The sequence below is a fragment of the Buchnera aphidicola (Eriosoma grossulariae) genome, from assembly GCF_964059045.1.
GTDB classification, from domain to species: Bacteria; Pseudomonadota; Gammaproteobacteria; order Enterobacterales; family Enterobacteriaceae; genus Buchnera_D; species Buchnera_D aphidicola_A.
The window spans coordinates 440,832-459,868 of the sequence record NZ_OZ060402.1; the positions used below are offsets into that span (position 1 = coordinate 440,832).

Sequence of the window (19,037 nt, forward strand, 5' to 3'; positions counted from 1 at the left end):
AAAAAAATTTAAAACTAATATTGTGTAATTAATTTTTTAATTAAATTTTTATGAATATGCTTTTGACGATTTATATTTAACTGTTCAGCACGAATAATTAATTCTAAATGAGATACTGCTAAGTTAAATTCATCATTAATAATTAAATAATCATATTCTACATAATGTTGCATTTCTGAGACTGCTTTTCTCATTCGTTTAGAAATAACCTGATTCGTATCCTGACCTCTTGTTTGTAATCTTCTATATAATTCTAATTTTGATGGAGGCAATATAAAAATACTACGAGCAGTTAAAATTTTTTTGCGGATTTGTTGTGCTCCCTGCCAATCAATATCAAGAAATATATTTAAACCATTAGATAAATAATGATTAATAATTGTTTTAGAAGTACCATAATAATGATTGAAAACTTTAGCATATTCTAAAAAATCTTGTTCTTGGATCATTTGTAAAAATTTTTTTTTAGAAATAAAATAATAATGTTTACCATGATATTCACCTGGTCTAATTTTTCTAGTCGTATGAGAAATAGAAACATGTACATCACATAATACTGTTTTTTTTAAAAATGCTTGAATCAAACTTGATTTTCCAGTACCACTAGGAGCAGAAACAATAAAAAGAATACCTGTATTCATAATTAGAAAAAAATAATAAAAAAATAAATTTTAAATTATAAAAAAAAAACAAACAAGTATTATTTTTATATATTAAATATTTTTAAAAAATATTTATTGAATGTAATGAAAATTAAATATTATATACATAAATTATATTAAATAATTCATAAAATATTTATCATATATACTATTAACTAATATTATAAAAAATTGATTTAAAAATAATAAGAGGGTATTTTATATCTTGATTTAAATAAAAAACAGTACTATTACTAATTTTTTTACTAAGAATAGCTTGTATCCAAATTGTATTTTTATCTATTTTCAATACTGATAAAACTATACCAATGTTATAAAAGTCATTGCTTTTTTTTACTGTTATTCTTGAACCAATTTCTGGAATAAAAATATTATATCCTATCAAAAAATACATTATTTTTTTATTTAAATTTAAAAAATGATTTTTAGCAATCATTTCTTGTCCAATATAACATCCTTTATTAAAATCAACACCTTTTAAAAAATCTAAATTAACTGATTGAGGCATAAATTTTAATATCATTTTTTCATCTATAATAGGCAAACCAGAAGCCATATCTAGAGCTTGCCAAAAATCAATTTGACTATAACAAATGTTATTATAATTTTTTTTTTGAAAATCTCTAAACAAAGACAATGGCATTAATAATAAAAACCGTTCTATCGGTGTATTTATCCACAAAATATAAATATTATTTAATTGTACTACTGGTGTAGTATAATCTGGTAATACTAAATAATAATCTCGTAAAATTTTTTTTATATTTAATCCTATCATACCTAACAAAATCATTTTTTTGTTTTGAAAAATATTTATATTAGAAAATATTGAATATTTTTTAAATTCTCTCAAGGATTGTTCAACTACACTTGTCCGTAAAATACAAACAACACTATTATTATTTAACCAAAATAATCTTATTATACTTAAAATTTTACCTTTAATATTGCATTGTGCGGAAATTCGATGATGATTTTTATTCAAAGAAATTATATCAATTGTTAATTGACCTTGTAAATATTTTTTAACATCAATTCCTGTCATAAAAATACACGTCCAATTTTTTATAATTTGCACATTATTTAATCCATTTTGAAGCGAGAGCAAAAAATTATTTTGTAATTTTATATTAATCATAAATTAAACCTTATAAAAATTAAAATATTATTTTATATTCAGACCTAAAAAAATAAAGATATCATAATAAAAATTTGTTTAAAAAAAAAAATAATTGATATATATTTTGATTCAATAGTTTTTATAAAAAATATATTTTGCAATGTCATATATAATAAATGATACAGCAAAAATATATACAATAAATCTTTATTCTATAATTTTATTAAATCAAATAAAACAGAGAAATAATATGTCAATAATTAATTCAATCAAAAATAAAATTAATGAATTTAAAAAACATAAAAAAAAATTATGGAGGAATCTTTGAATACAACAAAAAACAAGAAAAACTAAAAGAAATTATAATAGAATTAAATGACTCAAAAACATGGGAAAATAGTAATAGATTAAAAAATCTAAATCAAGAAAAAAACAATATAGAAAAAAATATTAATGATTTCAATAAAATCGATAATCTTATCCAAGAAATAGAATTTTTTTCAGAATTAATAGTAGACAATCAAGACAATCAAATAGAATCTGAAATATTATCAACAATAAGAAAAATAGAAGAAAAAATTAAATATATAGAATTTTATCATATCTTTTCTAATAAAAATGATCATCTCAACTGTTACTTAGATTTAAAATCTGGATCAGGTGGTATTGAAGCTCAAGACTGGACTAATATATTACTCAGAATGTATTTAAGATGGACAGAAAAAATCGGTTTTAAAACAGAAATTACTAACTTATCAGAAGGAGAAAATACTGGTATTAAGTCAGCCACACTGCGTATTATAGGAAATTATGCATTTGGTTGGCTAAGAACTGAAAGTGGTATTCATAGACTAGTTAGAAAAAATCCTTTAAATACAGGAAGTCAAAGACACACCTCTTTTAGTTCTGTTTTTGTATATGCTGATATTAATGATGATATTAAAATAAACATTCATGAAAAAGATATCCGGATTGATGTTTATCGAGCTTCTGGAGCTGGAGGACAACATGTAAATAAAACTGAATCAGCTGTACGTATCACTCATTTACCCACAGGAATGACCACTCAATGTCAAAATCATCGTTCACAACATAAAAACAAAGAACAAGCAATGAAACAAATACAAGCAAAATTATATAATTTGAAAATAAAACAAAAGAATATCGAAAAAAATACTATAGAAAATAAAAAATCAGATATTGGATGGGGGAAACAAATTCGTTCTTATATATTAGACCAATCAAAAATTAAAGATTTAAGAACTGGAAAAGAACACCGAAATGTACAAAACATATTAGACGGAGATTTGACATCACTAATATTATCTACTTTAACATCCGGGATATAATAATGAATATAAAGTATGAAAACAATAATAAAAATGAATACCATACTAGATTAAATAAATTAATTGAAATAAAAAAAAATGGATTTTTATTTCCAAATACATTTAAACCAAACTATTCTTATAAAGATATTTATTTAAAATATTCACATATGAATAAAGAAGAATTAAAAAAAATAAATATTACAGTTAAGATAGCAGGTCGAATAATACAACGTAGAATCATTGGTAAAGCTACTTTTATTAATTTATACAATGAAAACGAAATAATACAAATTTATATAAAATCAAATAATCTGTTAAATCCAGATAATTATTTTATATACATCCAAGAATGGGATTTAGGTGATATATTAGGTATTACAGGAAAAATATTTAAAACCAATACTGGTCAATTATCAATTAATTGTATTAATATTGAATTGCTAACTAAATCACTTCGTTCATTACCAAATAAATTTCATGGTTTAATTGATCAAGAATTACGTTATAGATTACGTTATCTTGATTTAATTATGAATCAAAACGTAAAAAACATTTTTACAACTAGATCTAATATTATTAAAAATATTCGTAATTTTATGCATAATAATCATTTTATAGAAGTAGAAACACCAATTTTGCAAACTATACCAGGTGGAGCCAGTGCTCGTCCTTTTATTACTTTTCATAATACATTAAATAAAAATATGTATTTAAGAATTGCGCCAGAATTATATCTAAAACGTCTAATTGTTGGAGGATTTCAAAAAATATTTGAAATTAACAAAAATTTTCGCAACGAAGGAATGTCTACAAAACATAATCCAGAATTTACTATGATGGAAGTTTATATCGCTTATGCTGATTATAAAGATATGATGAAATTGATTCAAAATTTACTGAAAAAAATTAATCATGAAATTAATCAAAATCATATTACAAAATACAAAAACCATATATTTGATTTTTCTAAAAATTATGAAGAATTAACTATGAAAGAATCAATTATAAAATATGTGCCAAACATCAAAAAAGAAGATTTATATGATATTAATAAAATAACAAAAATTATGAACAAACTAAAAATAAAATATGATATAAATTGGAAAATTGGCAAATTAATAAACGAAATTTTTGAAAAATATGTAGAAAAAAATCTTATCCAACCTACATTTATTACCGAATACCCAATAGAAGTTTCGCCATTATCTAGAAGAAATAATTTAGATAAAAATATAGCAGATCGATTTGAGTTTTTTATAGGAGGATATGAAATAGCCAATGGTTTTTCTGAACTTAATGATTCCGAAGATCAAAAAATTCGTTTTAATAAACAATTAATAAAACAACAAGCCGGTGACCAAGAAGCTATGTTTTATGATAAAGAATATATCACAGCATTAGAACACGGTCTTCCTCCAACAGCAGGATTAGGTATTGGTATTGATCGTTTGATTATGATCTTAACTAATCAAAATAGTATTCGAGATGTCATTTTATTTCCAACTATGAAAACTAACCAACAAAAATAAAATATTATTTTAAAAAATAATATTTTATTGAAAAAAATATATTATATTAAAGATAAACATTTTATGAATTATAAAAATAAGTAATTTAAAAATAAATTACAATTTTTTAATATATATTCAATCATAACAAAGAGATCTATATGACTAAATTAAAAAATTTTAGAAATAATTTTAACACTAATACTATAATTCAAATGATTAAAAAATATGGTACACCTATATGGATATATAATGAAAATATTATTCAAAAAAAAATTTTTGAATTAAAATCTTTTGATAAAATTAGATTTGCTCAAAAATCATGTTCAAATATTAATATACTCAAAATAATGAAAAAAGCTGGTATTTTTATTGATGCAGTATCACAAGGAGAAATAGAAAGAGCATTAATAGCAGGATTTCAACCAAAAGAAATCATTTTTACTGCTGATATATTTGATAGCAACACATTATTAAGAATTATTCATTTAAACATTACAGTTAATATTGGTTCAATTGATATGCTTGAACAATTAGGTTCATTATCTCCTAATCATTCTATATGGTTAAGAATTAATCCTAAATTTGGAGATGGTCATCATAATAAAACAAATACTGGAGGAGAAAATAGTAAACACGGAATTTGGAATATTAATCAAGCTATTAAAACAATTAAAAAATATAATTTTAAAATTATTGGTATACATATACATATTGGATCAGGTATTAATGGTAAAAATATAAAAAAAACATGTCAAGCTATGATAGATACAATATATAATTTGCCATATGATATAAAATGGATATCAACAGGAGGTGGTCTACCTATACCTTATAAAACAGAAGATAAAACTATAGATATTCAAAATTATTTCAATTTATGGGATTCTACTAGAAAAAAAATTCAAAAATATTTAGGACATGAAGTATTGATAGAACATGAGCCAGGAAGATTTTTAGTAGCTGAATCTGGAATTTTGATATCTGAAGTTAGAGCTATTAAATATATGGGCCTAAAACATTATACATTAATTAATGCCGGTTTTAACGATTTAGTCCGACCTACAATGTATGGTAGTTACCACTATATATCCATCATTGATAAAAATACAAAAAAAATTAAATTTAGTGACCCAATAGAAACAATCATAGGAGGTCCATTATGTGAATCAGGGGATATTTTTACACAAAATAATAATATTCCAATAACTCGATTATTACCTAAACCATCAGTTGGAGACTATTTAATTTTTCACGATACAGGTGCTTATGGTGCTTCTATGTCTTCAAATTATAATAGTCGACCATTAATACCTGAAATTTTATTCAAAAAAAATTCTATTAAATTAATTAGAAGAAAACAAACTTTTAAAGAAATGTTTCAATTAGAATTAAATTAAATAAAATATATAATTTTTATTAAAAATAATATCAATAAAAATAAAACTAAATAATTAATAATTATTTAAAAAATTTTAAAAAAAATTATATTAATTAATATTCAATTAATGAAATTGATTAAAAAATAATTAATAACACATCAATATGGAGAAAAATGCATAAATATTTTATATTATTTCCTAATTTTAATCCAATTATTTTTTCATTTGGAATGTTCTCATTTCATTGGTATGGATTAATGTATTTTTTAGGATTAATTTTTGCTATATGGTCTGGTAAAAAATTTGCTAAAAAGAATAAAAAATATTGGCTAGAAAAAGAAACTGTAAATATATTATATATATGTTTTATTGGTATGATCATAGGAGGAAGATTAGGATATATATTTCTCTATGACTTCTTTTATTATTCAAATAATTTATTAGAATGTTTAAAAATTTGGAAAGGCGGAATGTCTTTTCATGGTGGATTAATAGGAATTGTTATAACAATATTTTTATTTTCAAAAAAAAATAAAAAAAACTTTTTAGAAATGTTGGATTTTATTACACCATTAGCACCATTTGGATTGGGAATCGGTAGAATCGGTAATCTTATAAATGGTGAATTATGGGGTAAAATTAATGTTAACAGCCCTATTTACATTTTTTTTCCTGCTTCAAAAAAAATAGACTTAAAAATTCTACAAACACGACCAGAACTGCAATCAATATTTGATCAATTTGGTAATCTACCAAGATATCCTTCACAAATTTACGAATTTTTTTTTGAAGGAATCATATTATTTATTTTACTTAATTATTTTAAAAATAAAAAAAAACCTGTTGGTAATATATCAGGAATTTTTTTAATTTATTATGGAATTATTCGTTTTGTTCTTGAATTTTTTAGAGAACCGGACATACAATTAGGTTTATTTTATAATTATATTAGTATGGGTCAAATATTATCTATTCCAATGTTAATTATTGGAATTATTACTCTAATGTATTCTAAAAAAATGTCAAAATAATTTTGAGGAATTATGAAAAAATATTTAACCTTATTAAAAAAAATTATTAAAAATGGAAAATATAAAAAAGATCGTACTAAAACTAGTACTTTTTCTATTTTTGGATATAACTTACGTTTTAATTTAAATGATGGATTTCCTTTACTGACAACTAAAAAATGCCATATACCATCCATTATTCATGAATTATTATGGTTCCTTAAAGGAGATACCAATATAAAATATTTAAATGATCATAATATTTCAATTTGGAATCCTTGGGCAAATCAATTAGGAGAATTAGGTCCTATTTATGGACAACAATGGAGAAAATGGAGAAGCAATGATGGACAAACAATTGATCAAATCAAATTAGCTATTGAAACAATAAAAAAACAACCATATTCAAGAAGAATTATTATTTCTAGCTGGAATGTTGGTGAAATTAAAAATATGGCATTACCTCCATGTCATGTATTATTTCAATTTTACGTTATAGATCAAACTTTAAGTTGTCAAGTATATCAAAGATCTTGCGATATTTTTCTTGGTTTACCATTTAATATAGCTAGTTATTCGTTACTCATTCATATGATGGCTCAACAATGTTGTCTGAAAGTGGGAGAGTTTTTATGGACAGGAGGAGATATACATTTATACAAAAATCATTTAATACCAGCAAAAATACAACTACAACGAAAACCAAAACAATTACCTACATTAATTTTAAACAATTGCCCTAATTCATTATTTGAATATGAAGAAAAAAATTTTAAAATTATTAATTATTATCCTTATCCAAGCATAAAAGCAACAATATCTATTTAAAATAATTGCAGAAATTCTATATATATTTTAATTAATAAAAATATTAATAATTAATTATTAATCTGTTAAATATAGTGAGTATATTACTATGAATCAAAAATTATTTATAAAAACATGGGGGTGTCAAATGAACGAATATGACTCCTTAATGATAATTAACCAACTAAAAACCAAACAATATATTATTACTGATAATCCAAAAGAAGCAGATATACTAATTTTAAATACATGTTCTATTCGAGAAAAAGCACAAGAAAAACTTTTTCATCAATTAGGAAGATGGAAAAAATTAAAAAATAAAAATAAAAATTTAATTATTGCTGTTGGAGGATGTGTTGCAACACAAGAAGGTAAAGATATTTACAAACGTGCAAATTATATTAATATAATTTTTGGAACACAAACAGTACATAAATTACCAGAAATGATAGATCATGCAAAAAAAACAAAAAAACTAATTATTGATATTTCTTTTAATGATCATAAAAAATTTAATATTGATTATATTCCGATACAAAAAAAACCTACAGCATTCATTTCTATTATGGAAGGATGTAACAAATATTGTTCATTTTGTATAGTTCCATATACGCGAGGACACGAGATTAGTCGTTCATTAGATGAAATTGTATATGAAATTTCATATTTATCAGATCAAGGAATTAAAGAAGTGAATTTACTTGGTCAAAATGTTAATTCTTATCTAGGAAAAGGATTTAATGGGAAAATATACAAATTTTCAGAATTGCTTCAAATAATTTCAGAAATAGATGGTATAGATCGTATTAGATTTACTACTAGTAATCCATTTGATTTTACAGATGATATTATTTATGCATATACTCAAATACCTAAAATAGTTAGTTTTTTACATTTACCGGTTCAAAGCGGATCAGATAGAATCTTAAAACTTATGAAAAGATTACATACAATACAAGAATATAAAAAAATTATAAATAAATTAACTTTAGCTAGAAAAAATATTCAAATCAGTTCTGATTTTATTGTAGGTTTTCCTGGAGAAACTCAAAAAGATTTTGAAGATACTATGAAATTAATTGAAGATATTAATTTTGATATGAGTTTTAGTTTTATATATTCTAAAAGACCAGGAACACCAGCTTCTAATTTAATAGATAATACTAATTTGCAAGAAAAAAAAGAACGATTATATATTTTACAAAAAAAAATTAATGAACAAACATTAAATTGGAGTCAAAAAATGCTAGGAACAACACAAAAAGTATTAGTCGAGCAAATCTCGAAAAAAAATTGTTCAGAAGTATATGGAAAAACTGAAAACAATAGAATAGTTACTTTTAAAGGTTCTAAAAATTTAATAGGAAAAATTATTAATGTTAAAATTATAAAAATTCATTCTTATTCTCTCAAAGGTCAAATGATAACCTCGCAATAAAAATTTATTATCTGAATAATGATATTTTAATGTTTTATATGTTTTTAGCATCACAAATAAAAAAATTAAATATTTAAAATTAATATTATTAATTTTATAATATATAAATATCAAAAATAAATTATTAAACATTTTTAAAACAAAATATTAATTGTTTTAAAAATACAATTATTATACTAATTAATAAAAATATAAACTATAATATTAATGATTAATATTAATTAATAGATAAAAATTTTAAAATATGATAAACAATAATATAATTATATGAACAAAAAATAAAAATCATGATTTTTTAAAATTATGAATATATTACAATTAAATTTACAAATTATATCTTGTGATAATAGTTATATACCAAAAAAAAAATATTTTAAAAAATGGTTAATAATAGTTTTAAAAAACCAATCAATACATGCAAAAATTACAATTAGAATTGTTAATGAATTAGAAATAAAAAAATTAAATAAACAATATAGAAAACAAAATAAAATTACAAATATACTATCTTTTGCTTATTTTATACCGTATAAAAAAAATCAATGTTTGATTGGAGATTTAGTTATCTGTAGTAAAAAAATTCAAGAAGAATCAATCAAACAAAAAAAATCATTTAAATCTCACTGGGCTCATATTATCATACATGGAATTTTACATTTACTCGGTTATAATCATATTAAAAAACTTGATCGTGTTTATATGGAATTAATCGAAATAAATTATTTATATCATTTTGGATTTAAAAATCCATATATATCAAAAAAATAATTTTTTAAAATTATTCTATATCAAATTTATAAAAAAAATTTCAAAATTAACTATTATGAGAAAAATAATTAAAAAAAATGAGCAACGACTATTCAGAACAGAAAAAAAAAATAAACAAAAAAAGTTTTTTTTCCAATTTACTTAATCAACTCAGAACAGAAGAACCAAAAAATAAAGAAGAACTCCTTTTAATGATTAGAAAACTAGAAAAAAATTCAATTATTGATCACGATACTAGCGATATGTTAGAAGGAGCAATAGATATTACTAAAAAAAAAGTTAAAGATATCATGATTCCAAGAACACAAATGATAACTTTAAAAATAAATTATGACTTTAATACTTGTATTAATATTATTATTCAATCTGCTCATTCCAGATATCCCGTGATGAGCATTGATAATAATTATGTAGAAGGATTATTAATAGCCAAAGATTTATTACCATTTATGAAAAAAAAACTAGATAATTTTTGCATTAAAAAAATAATGCGAACATCAATTATTGTACCTGAAAGTAAGAATGTAAATCGCATGTTAAAAGAATTTAGATCAAAACACTACCATATGGCTTTAGTTATTGACGAATTTGGAGCAGTTTCAGGATTAGTAACAATTGAAGATATATTAGAATTAATAGTGGGAAATATTGAAGATGAATATGATACAAATTCAGTGCTCCAAGTTCATCAAATCAATCAGAATTCTTTTGCAATTCCAGCATTAACTGAAATTAAAGAATTTAATGAAATGTTTAAAACTAATTTAAATGATAAAGAGGTAGATACTATTGGTGGTTTAGTTATGACTAAATTAGGATATTTACCTATAAAAGGAGAATCTATTAATATTAAAGGATATATATTTAAAATATCAATTGCTGATAGTAGAAAAATTATACAAATTCATGTTACTATTCCTAAAAATAAAATAAAAAAAATAGAGTAAATTATTTATCATGATAAAACAATAAAATTAAATATAATATTGTTCTGATAATTTCTATTGTTGATTAAACCATCAAGAATTTATTTTGATATTATATCAATAGAATAAATAATTATATTTAATATTTTATATTAAAAATATATGTCAAAAAAATAGACATATTTTAAAATTATTTAAAATACAATAATTTTTAATGCATTTTTTATCTTTTTATGCAATATTTTAAAAATAATTCAAAATTTATAAATTCTATTTAAAAAAATAAATAATTTTTATTATTTTATTAATTCAATGATTATTAAAAATTATTTTTATAATCAACAATATTTTTTAAAATTAATTATTTATCAATCTTAATTGATTATCTAATAATAAATTTATATATAAAATATTTTTTAAAATTTTTAATAAAAATATAATTTTATTTTCAAAAATAATTATTATTAATTAAAAGTCAATTATAAAAATATATATATATATAAAATTATATTAAAAAAATAATATATTTTTTATAAAAAAAATGTATTTATATAATTTTTAAAAAATTATATTTTCATTAAAAATTATTTTATATAAATTAACATTATTCATTAACAATATATCATTAAAGTGCTCAATAAAAATATGATTAACAATTATAATCCAGCAGAAATAGAAAAATTTGTTCAAAAATATTGGAAAAAAAATAATACATTTCAAGTTACAGAAGATCAAAAAAAAGAAAAATATTATTGTTTATCAATGTTGCCATATCCATCTGGAAATTTACACATGGGACATGTAAGAAATTATACAATTAGTGATGTCATTTCTAGATATCAAAGAATGATAGGTAAAAATGTTCTACAACCAATAGGATGGGATGCTTTTGGATTACCTGCTGAAGAAGCCGCTATTCAAAATAAAATCAATCCTGCAGATTGGACTAAAAAAAATATACAATCTATGAAAAAACAATTATTACTATTAGGATTTAGTTATGATTGGAACCGAGAAATCAATACTTCAAATCCAGAATATTATCGTTGGGAACAATGGATATTTAAAAAATTATATCAAAAAAAAATCGCATATAAAAAAACAGCCCTGGTTAATTGGTGCCCTAATGATAATACAGTTTTAGCTAACGAACAAGTAATTGATAAAAAATGTTGGAGGTGTAATTCATTAGTTACTCAAAAAAATATTTCCCAATGGTTTTTAAAAATAACTCATTATGCTGAAGAATTATTAAATCATTTAGATAAACTAACTGGATGGCCGAAAGATGTAAAACAAATGCAAAAAAATTGGATTGGAAAATCACAAATAATAGAAATTAATGTATTTGTTAGTCATAATAATGAAAAATTAAAAGTATATACTAATCGATTAGATTATCTTATGGGAGCTACTTTCATAGCTATTTCTACTTGTCATCCATTGTCAAAAAAATTAAAAAAAATAAATAAAAATATTAATTTTTTTTTAAAAAATTCTTGTTCTAATTTAGATTATGCTAGTAATCAAAAAGAATTTAATAAAAAAGGAATTAATACTAATCAATTTATTATACATCCATTAACAAATCATTTAATACCAATATGGATTGCAAACTTTGTTTTAAAAGAATATTCAGTTAACTCAATTATTTGTACTCCAGCACATAATCAAACTGAATGGGCTTTCGCAAAAGAAAATAAAATATTAATCAAATCAGTGATTCTTGATATTAATAATGAAAACCCAGATATTACTCAAAAAGCAACAATAAATACAGGAATTTTATATAATTCTCAACAATATAATGGTTTAAATAATAAAACAGCATGTGCTGTAATATTTCAAACATTAAAAAATAAAAAAATAGCAAAAAAAAAAATAATTTTTAAAATTAAAGATTGGGGGGTATCAAGACAAAGATATTGGGGAACCCCTATACCAATGGCTATTAGTGAAGATGGTACTATACATACTATACCTGATGATCAATTACCAGTAATGTTTCCAAAAATAAAATACACAAATCAAATCAAAAATAAATTAAAACCATATAAACTCTCCGAATGGAAAAAAATATTAATTAATAATAATCAAGCATTAAGAGAAACAAATACATTCGATACATTTATAGAATCTTCATGGTATTATGCTCGTTATACTTCACCTCATGATCAAAAATATATGATTAATCCTATTGCAGAAAAATATTGGTTACCAGTAGATCAATATATTGGTGGAATAGAACATGCTACAATGCATTTAATATATTTTAGATTTTATCATAAATTATTAAGGGATTTTGGATTAGTAACATCGGATGAACCAGTAAAAAATTTATTATGTCAAGGAATGGTATTATCAGATGCTTTTTATTACTTTGATGATAATAATAAAAAAATTTGGATCTCGCCTAACCAATTAAAAATTGAAAAAGACAAAAAAGAAAAAATTATTCAAATTACACATAAAAATAAAAAACAAATTGTTCATGCAGGTATGATTAAAATGTCTAAATCAAAAAAAAATGGCGTTGAACCAGAAAAAATTATTCATCAATATGGAGCAGATACACTAAGATTATTTATTATGTTTGCAGCACCAATAGAAATGTCTTTAGAATGGAAAGAACCAGGAATTAATGGATTACATCGTTTTTTAAAAAAATTATGGAAATTAACACATGATTATATTAATCTAAAAAATATTTACATTAATTTAAATTGGAATAATCTGAATGATTTTCAAAAAAAAATAAAAATAAAAATTAATCAAACAATTATAAAAGTAACAGATGATATTGATCGCAGAAAAATATTTAATACTGCAATTGCTGAAATTATGAAATTAGTTAATATATTAACTAAAATACCATTAATTGAAAAACAAAATAAAAATTTAATGTATTACGCTTTAATTAATATTATAAAAATGTTATATCCATTTACACCTCATATATGTTTTATAATGTGGAAAAAAATAACAGGAAAATATGATATTGATAATCATAGATGGCCTAATACTAAAAATCTCATTATTAAAAATAATAATTATTCTATTATTTTTCAAGTTAACGGGAAAACACGTCAAATTATTAATGTTGATCAAGAAAACATAACACAAGAAAAAATTATATCCATAGCTATTAATGAACCAAAAATTAAACAACAAATTGAAAGTTATAATATAAAAAAAATTATTTATATTAAGAATAAATTATTAAATATAGTACTTATTAAAAAATAAAAATTTAAAAACATCGCAATTTAAATTTAATTTTTAAAAATATTTATAAAAAAATTTTTATTTTAAACATTAAAAAAGTTACCATCATGACTATTTTTTATGACAATCTTGATATTAATTTACAAAAAAAATTATATTCTTGTTATATTCTACAAGGGAAAGAAATCATTTTGTGCCAAGATAGTGAAGAATTAATAATTCATTACGCAAATAAAAATGGCTATTATAAAATAAAATATTTTTATCCAAATAACAAATTAGAATGGGAAAAAATATTTTCAATGAATATTAACAAAAATATTTTTGTAGAAAAAAAAATATTAATTATAAACATTTCTCTCCATGAAATGAAAAATAATAATTATAAAACGATTAATACATTAATCCATACATCAAATAACTACACCTTATTAATAATAAAATGTTATCAAGATTTTTACTTTAATACAAAAAAAATTTTTTATACAAATCCATATAATAATGGATTATTAGTTAATTGCACTATCTTGAATCATATTAGTTTTAAAAAATGGTTTGATAATAAAATCAAAAAAAATAAAATAATTATTAATAAAAATATTCAAAAAATATTATGCTCATATTATGAAAATAATTTATTATCATTATCAAAAATATTAGATGTACTATCTTTAATATATTTTAATTCTGAAGTACAAATAACAGAAATTTATAATATAATTAGTGATGAATGTTTATTTAATGTATTCCAATGGTCAACATCAATTTTAAGTGGAAATGGTAAAAAATCTGTTAAAATTTTAAAAAAACTTATTGATAGCCATTATGAACCAATTATTTTAATTAGAGTTTTACAAAAATCAATATTAAAAATCATTCAAACACAGTATTTAATGACGAATATGTTGTCAAATATTAAAAAAACAAATACAATTAAATTATTTGATAAAAATAATTTTTTAAAATTATATAAAATAATAAAATTATTATCAAAAATAGAAATCAATATAAAAACCCATAAAAAAAATTCTATCTGGATTCAATTAAAAATATTATCATTAACTTTTAATTAATATTAACAATAATTACATAGACAGTTATTTATGAATTCAATATATGCAATATTTGGTGGTTCATTTGATCCTATTCATTATGGACATTTAAATATAATAAATAAAATTATCAAAGAAATAAAACTTAAAGAAATAATAATTTTACCTAATTATAAACCAATATATCGAAATAAATCGATTACGAATATTATTCATCGAATTAAAATGATCAAATATGCTATATCTAATCAGATTCAATATAAAATTAATTTAATTGAAGTAAAAAAAAAATTATTTTTACTATAAACACATTAAAAATAATAAGATCAGAAATAGGAGCAAAAAAACCTATTGTTTTTATCATAGGAGAAGATAATTTAATTAATATACAAACTTGGAAAGAATGGAACAAATTATTAAACTTTTGCCATTTAATAATTTGTCCTAGAAAAAATAACAACTTAAAATTAAATCAAATATTAAAAAAATGGATCCAGAAAAATAAAATTACTAATATAAATTTATTAAAAAAAAGTGCATCTGGATATATTTTTTTTTCAAAAATTAATTGTATTAATATTTCTTCAACAGTAATCAGAAATATGTATTATCAAAATCAAAATGAAAAAAATTTAGTACCTCAAAAAGTTTTAAACTATATAAAAAAACATAATCTATATCAAGATCCTTCATGATATATATAAAAAATAAAAATTTTCACTGAAAAATTCTATTTATTTTTAACATTATTTAATATAAAACATGATTTATGATAAAATATAATAAAAAAATCAATATAGTAGGTTTGTTCTGTCCGGATCCTATAATACTTATTCGCCATACTTTAAGAAAAATGAACAAAAATAATATATTACTAATAATAGCTGATGACCCTACAACAAAAAGAGAAATTCCAATATTTTGTCATTTTATTGGACATCAACTATTAAAAAAAAATATTAAAAATATACCATATCAATATTTTATACAAAAACGTTAAAAAAATCATTTTATATAATTAATGTATATAAAATTGATATGAAATATTATCAACAGAAAAATTAAACAAATGCAATATTTATATTATCAAAAATAATATTAAAAATTAATATGATTAATATATTTTTATACTGTAATAATAAAAATTATTAATAATCTATTTAAAATAGATATTTAATTTAAAAATATTTTTATATGGTTTTTTTTAATATTAATAATATTCTTCTTAATGGTTCAGCAGCTCCCCAAAGTAATTGGTCACCAACACTAAAAACAGATAAATAATCATTACCTATAGTCATTTTTTTAATTCTACCTACCAATATATTTAAAGTACCACTAACTTTAAGAGGATTTAAATTATTAATTGTATCTTCATAGTTATTTTCAACAACTGATACCCAAGTATTATGATTTTTTAATATTGTTTTTACATCAATAATAGAAATATTTTTTTTTAATTTAATAGTAAATGATTGACTATGGCAACGCAAAGATCCTATACGAACACATATTCCATCAATTGGAATAATTTTTTTAGAACCTAAAATTTTATTAGTTTCAACTTCTCCTTTCCATTCTTCTTTAGTTTGACCATTACTCATACTAATATCAATCCAAGGAATTAAACTAGTTGCTAAAGGAACAGAAAATTTACTGACTGGAAAATGATCAGTTTTAATAATATTAGCTACAGTACGTTCCATATCTAAAACAGAACAAAATGGATTTTTTAAATCTGTTGAAACTGAATTATACAATACTCCCATCTGAGATAATAATTCCACCATATGACCAGAACCACTACCTGAAGCAGCTTGATAAGTCGATACTGAAATCCATTCAATTAAATTTTTCTGAAACAATCCACCTAAAGCCATTAACATTAAACTAACTGTACAATTTCCTCCAACAAATGTTTTGATACCTTTATTTATAGAATCGATAATTATATTATAATTAACAGGATCTAATACAATTATAACATCAGATTTCATACGTAATACTGAAGATGCATCAATCCAATATCCTTTCCAATCTAATTTTTTTAATTTAAAATAAATATCATTAGTATATTTCGATCCTTGACAAGTAATAATAATATCTAAATTCATTAATAAATCAATATCATAAGCATTTTTTAATATACCATACGAAATATTATTAATTGTTGGAGCTTGATTACCAAAATTAGAAGTAGAAAAAAAAATTAAATTTATATCAGTAATATCATTTTCTTCAATCATTCTTTTTAATAAAACTGAACCTACCATGCCACGCCAACCAATAAATCCAACATTTTTTTTCATTTCTTCAGTATCACCAACTGTTATTAAATTTTATTTTCAAAAATATTATGTATAATTTTATTATGTTATAATAATTAATAATTTATTTAATTATTAATTATTATCAGTAATTAATAATTATTAATTATTAATTATTAATTGATATAATAAATATAAATATTAATAGTTTCAATAAAATATTAAAAAATATTTTTTTAAAAAAATCATAAAGATAAATATTATCTTTAATTAAATTAATATGTAGAATACATTATAAAATAAAATATAAATATTTATATATATTTTAAAAATTCATAAAATAATCAATGTATATTAATTATAAAAATAATTATTATAATTAATATATTTATGTTAAGTTTTCAATACACAGTATCAAAAAAAAATTAATCAATATTATCATTATTGTATTTTTTTTTAAAATATATCATAAAAACAAAAATATTTAGTATTCTATGATTTGTTTATAATAATGATCAAACTTTTAATTCAAAATAATAATTTTGTATATATTTTATATAGTATCTAATTATTATTTATAAAATATTAAAAATTTTTATTGTGCATTTCAATGTTATATTTGAAACAATAAAATAGATATATATATTTGATATATTTATACTAATATATTTTAGGATAAAATAAATGGATGAAATGATTTCTACTACTATACTACTCATATTTATTATGGATCCAATAGGTAATTTACCTATTTTTATGTCTATATTAAAAAATATAGAACCAAAAAGAAGACAATTAATATTAATAAGAGAAATGATAATAGCTTTATTAATCATGTTATTATTTTTATTTGGAGGAGAAAAAATATTATTAGTTTTAAATTTAAAAACTGAAACTATTTCTATATCAGGAGGAATTATTTTGTTTTTAATAGCAATAAAAATGATTTTTCCAAATGAAGAAAATAATAATCAAACTGTGATGAATCAAGATGAACCTTTTTTAGTTCCATTAGCTATACCATTAGTAGCAGGTCCTTCATTACTAGCAACATTAATTTTATTATCTCACCAACATCCTACTCAATTGTTTTACTTATCATCATCATTACTTATCGCATGGAGTATTACTGTAGTAATATTATTATCATCAGGATTTTTTTTAAGAATATTTGGAGCCAAAGGAATTAATGCTTTAGAACGACTGATGGGATTAATTCTTATTATGTTATCTACTCAAATGTTTTTAGAAGGTATAAGAACATGGTTTAAAAATTAATTTAAATTATTATTTAAATCATAAATAATTTTAATTAATTCAATAAAAATATTCTTTTTAAAATAAATATTCATAATAATTAATCATATAATATTATTTATATCATAAATATATAAAATATATATAACCAATAAAGTATTATACTTTATAGATATTGATCTATGTATTATTTTTTAAATAAAAATACTCATTAAAAATAATAATTAAAAATAATATAAATATTTAATTATAATTCATATCACCTAAATATATATAAGGATTTT

General features: G+C 20.7%; 17 protein-coding genes. 14 read left to right on the forward strand and 3 right to left on the reverse strand.

Annotated elements, in window-relative coordinates; translation table 11 throughout:
• Window positions 1–14 precede the first annotated feature (14 nt).
• Together gmk and ygfZ are read right to left on the reverse strand one after the other, a co-directional pair.
• On the reverse strand, window positions 15–641 hold the full coding sequence (gene gmk / locus AB4W51_RS01890) for a guanylate kinase (protein ID WP_367676445.1): 627 nt from the start codon (window positions 639–641) through the stop codon (window positions 15–17).
• A gap of 172 nt (window positions 642–813) precedes the next feature.
• Window positions 814–1,800, reverse strand: a complete 987-nt coding sequence (gene ygfZ, locus AB4W51_RS01895) for a tRNA-modifying protein YgfZ (RefSeq protein WP_367676446.1) — start codon at window positions 1,798–1,800, stop codon at window positions 814–816.
• A 232-nt stretch (window positions 1,801–2,032) separates the two neighbouring features.
• Here ygfZ and prfB point away from each other — a divergent pair.
• From prfB to tusA, 13 genes are all read left to right on the forward strand, one after another.
• A protein-coding gene (prfB, locus tag AB4W51_RS01900; protein WP_367676447.1) for a peptide chain release factor 2 occupies window positions 2,033–3,131 on the forward strand; the annotation gives its coding sequence in 2 pieces (ribosomal slippage) (window positions 2,033–2,095 and window positions 2,097–3,131; 1,098 coding nt in all).
• A 2-nt stretch (window positions 3,132–3,133) separates the two neighbouring features.
• Window positions 3,134–4,642 (forward strand): lysine--tRNA ligase, encoded by a 1,509-nt coding sequence (lysS, locus tag AB4W51_RS01905; RefSeq protein WP_367676448.1) that lies wholly within the window; start codon window positions 3,134–3,136, stop codon window positions 4,640–4,642.
• 140 nt (window positions 4,643–4,782) lie between these two features.
• Entirely contained in the window at window positions 4,783–6,021 is a 1,239-nt protein-coding gene (gene lysA, locus AB4W51_RS01910) for a diaminopimelate decarboxylase (RefSeq protein WP_367676449.1), read from the forward strand.
• A 155-nt stretch (window positions 6,022–6,176) separates the two neighbouring features.
• Entirely contained in the window at window positions 6,177–7,034 is an 858-nt protein-coding gene (gene lgt, locus AB4W51_RS01915; protein ID WP_367676450.1) for a prolipoprotein diacylglyceryl transferase, read from the forward strand.
• A gap of 12 nt (window positions 7,035–7,046) precedes the next feature.
• Window positions 7,047–7,841, forward strand: coding sequence for a thymidylate synthase (gene thyA, locus AB4W51_RS01920; RefSeq protein ID WP_367676451.1), 795 nt, complete (start codon window positions 7,047–7,049; stop codon window positions 7,839–7,841).
• An 88-nt stretch (window positions 7,842–7,929) separates the two neighbouring features.
• Window positions 7,930–9,258 (forward strand): tRNA (N6-isopentenyl adenosine(37)-C2)-methylthiotransferase MiaB, encoded by a 1,329-nt coding sequence (gene miaB, locus AB4W51_RS01925; RefSeq protein ID WP_367676452.1) that lies wholly within the window; start codon window positions 7,930–7,932, stop codon window positions 9,256–9,258.
• Between the two features lie 303 nt (window positions 9,259–9,561).
• On the forward strand, window positions 9,562–10,026 hold the full coding sequence (gene ybeY / locus AB4W51_RS01930) for an rRNA maturation RNase YbeY (RefSeq protein ID WP_367676453.1): 465 nt from the start codon (window positions 9,562–9,564) through the stop codon (window positions 10,024–10,026).
• Between the two features lie 77 nt (window positions 10,027–10,103).
• Complete coding sequence (corC, locus tag AB4W51_RS01935) at window positions 10,104–10,973, forward strand: CNNM family magnesium/cobalt transport protein CorC (RefSeq protein WP_367676454.1); 870 nt, start codon at window positions 10,104–10,106, stop codon at window positions 10,971–10,973.
• A 624-nt stretch (window positions 10,974–11,597) separates the two neighbouring features.
• Complete coding sequence (gene leuS, locus AB4W51_RS01940; RefSeq protein ID WP_367676455.1) at window positions 11,598–14,198, forward strand: leucine--tRNA ligase; 2,601 nt, start codon at window positions 11,598–11,600, stop codon at window positions 14,196–14,198.
• A gap of 86 nt (window positions 14,199–14,284) precedes the next feature.
• Window positions 14,285–15,250: a DNA polymerase III subunit delta gene (gene holA, locus AB4W51_RS01945; protein ID WP_367676456.1), complete on the forward strand. Its 966-nt coding sequence runs from the start codon at window positions 14,285–14,287 to the stop codon at window positions 15,248–15,250.
• 30 nt (window positions 15,251–15,280) lie between these two features.
• Window positions 15,281–15,535, forward strand: coding sequence for an adenylyltransferase/cytidyltransferase family protein (locus AB4W51_RS01950; RefSeq protein WP_367676457.1), 255 nt, complete (start codon window positions 15,281–15,283; stop codon window positions 15,533–15,535).
• 56 nt (window positions 15,536–15,591) lie between these two features.
• A complete protein-coding gene (locus AB4W51_RS01955) occupies window positions 15,592–15,924 on the forward strand; it encodes a nicotinate-nicotinamide nucleotide adenylyltransferase (RefSeq protein ID WP_367676828.1) in 333 nt (110 codons plus the stop codon).
• Window positions 15,925–16,001: 77 nt separating this feature from the next.
• Entirely contained in the window at window positions 16,002–16,229 is a 228-nt protein-coding gene (gene tusA, locus AB4W51_RS01960) for a sulfurtransferase TusA (protein WP_367676829.1), read from the forward strand.
• A 190-nt stretch (window positions 16,230–16,419) separates the two neighbouring features.
• Here tusA and asd read toward each other — a convergent pair whose 3' ends face one another.
• Window positions 16,420–17,538, reverse strand: a complete 1,119-nt coding sequence (asd, locus tag AB4W51_RS01965; RefSeq protein WP_367676458.1) for an aspartate-semialdehyde dehydrogenase — start codon at window positions 17,536–17,538, stop codon at window positions 16,420–16,422.
• A 642-nt stretch (window positions 17,539–18,180) separates the two neighbouring features.
• Here asd and AB4W51_RS01970 point away from each other — a divergent pair.
• The gene (locus AB4W51_RS01970) at window positions 18,181–18,774 is read left to right on the forward strand and encodes a YhgN family NAAT transporter (protein WP_367676459.1); all 594 of its coding nucleotides are present in this window, start codon (window positions 18,181–18,183) and stop codon (window positions 18,772–18,774) included.
• The last annotated feature ends 263 nt before the right edge of the window (window positions 18,775–19,037 follow it).

Coding starts and splice junctions, on each gene's coding strand:
- gmk (WP_367676445.1), bottom strand. CDS start 641: ATGAATACAGGTATTCTTTTTATTGTTTCTGCTCCTAGTGGTACTGGA.
- ygfZ (WP_367676446.1), bottom strand. CDS start 1,800: ATGATTAATATAAAATTACAAAATAATTTTTTGCTCTCGCTTCAAAAT.
- lysS (WP_367676448.1), top strand. CDS start 3,134: ATGAATATAAAGTATGAAAACAATAATAAAAATGAATACCATACTAGA.
- lysA (WP_367676449.1), top strand. CDS start 4,783: ATGACTAAATTAAAAAATTTTAGAAATAATTTTAACACTAATACTATA.
- lgt (WP_367676450.1), top strand. CDS start 6,177: ATGCATAAATATTTTATATTATTTCCTAATTTTAATCCAATTATTTTT.
- thyA (WP_367676451.1), top strand. CDS start 7,047: ATGAAAAAATATTTAACCTTATTAAAAAAAATTATTAAAAATGGAAAA.
- miaB (WP_367676452.1), top strand. CDS start 7,930: ATGAATCAAAAATTATTTATAAAAACATGGGGGTGTCAAATGAACGAA.
- ybeY (WP_367676453.1), top strand. CDS start 9,562: ATGAATATATTACAATTAAATTTACAAATTATATCTTGTGATAATAGT.
- corC (WP_367676454.1), top strand. CDS start 10,104: ATGAGCAACGACTATTCAGAACAGAAAAAAAAAATAAACAAAAAAAGT.
- leuS (WP_367676455.1), top strand. CDS start 11,598: ATGATTAACAATTATAATCCAGCAGAAATAGAAAAATTTGTTCAAAAA.
- holA (WP_367676456.1), top strand. CDS start 14,285: ATGACTATTTTTTATGACAATCTTGATATTAATTTACAAAAAAAATTA.
- AB4W51_RS01950 (WP_367676457.1), top strand. CDS start 15,281: ATGAATTCAATATATGCAATATTTGGTGGTTCATTTGATCCTATTCAT.
- asd (WP_367676458.1), bottom strand. CDS start 17,538: ATGAAAAAAAATGTTGGATTTATTGGTTGGCGTGGCATGGTAGGTTCA.
- AB4W51_RS01970 (WP_367676459.1), top strand. CDS start 18,181: ATGGATGAAATGATTTCTACTACTATACTACTCATATTTATTATGGAT.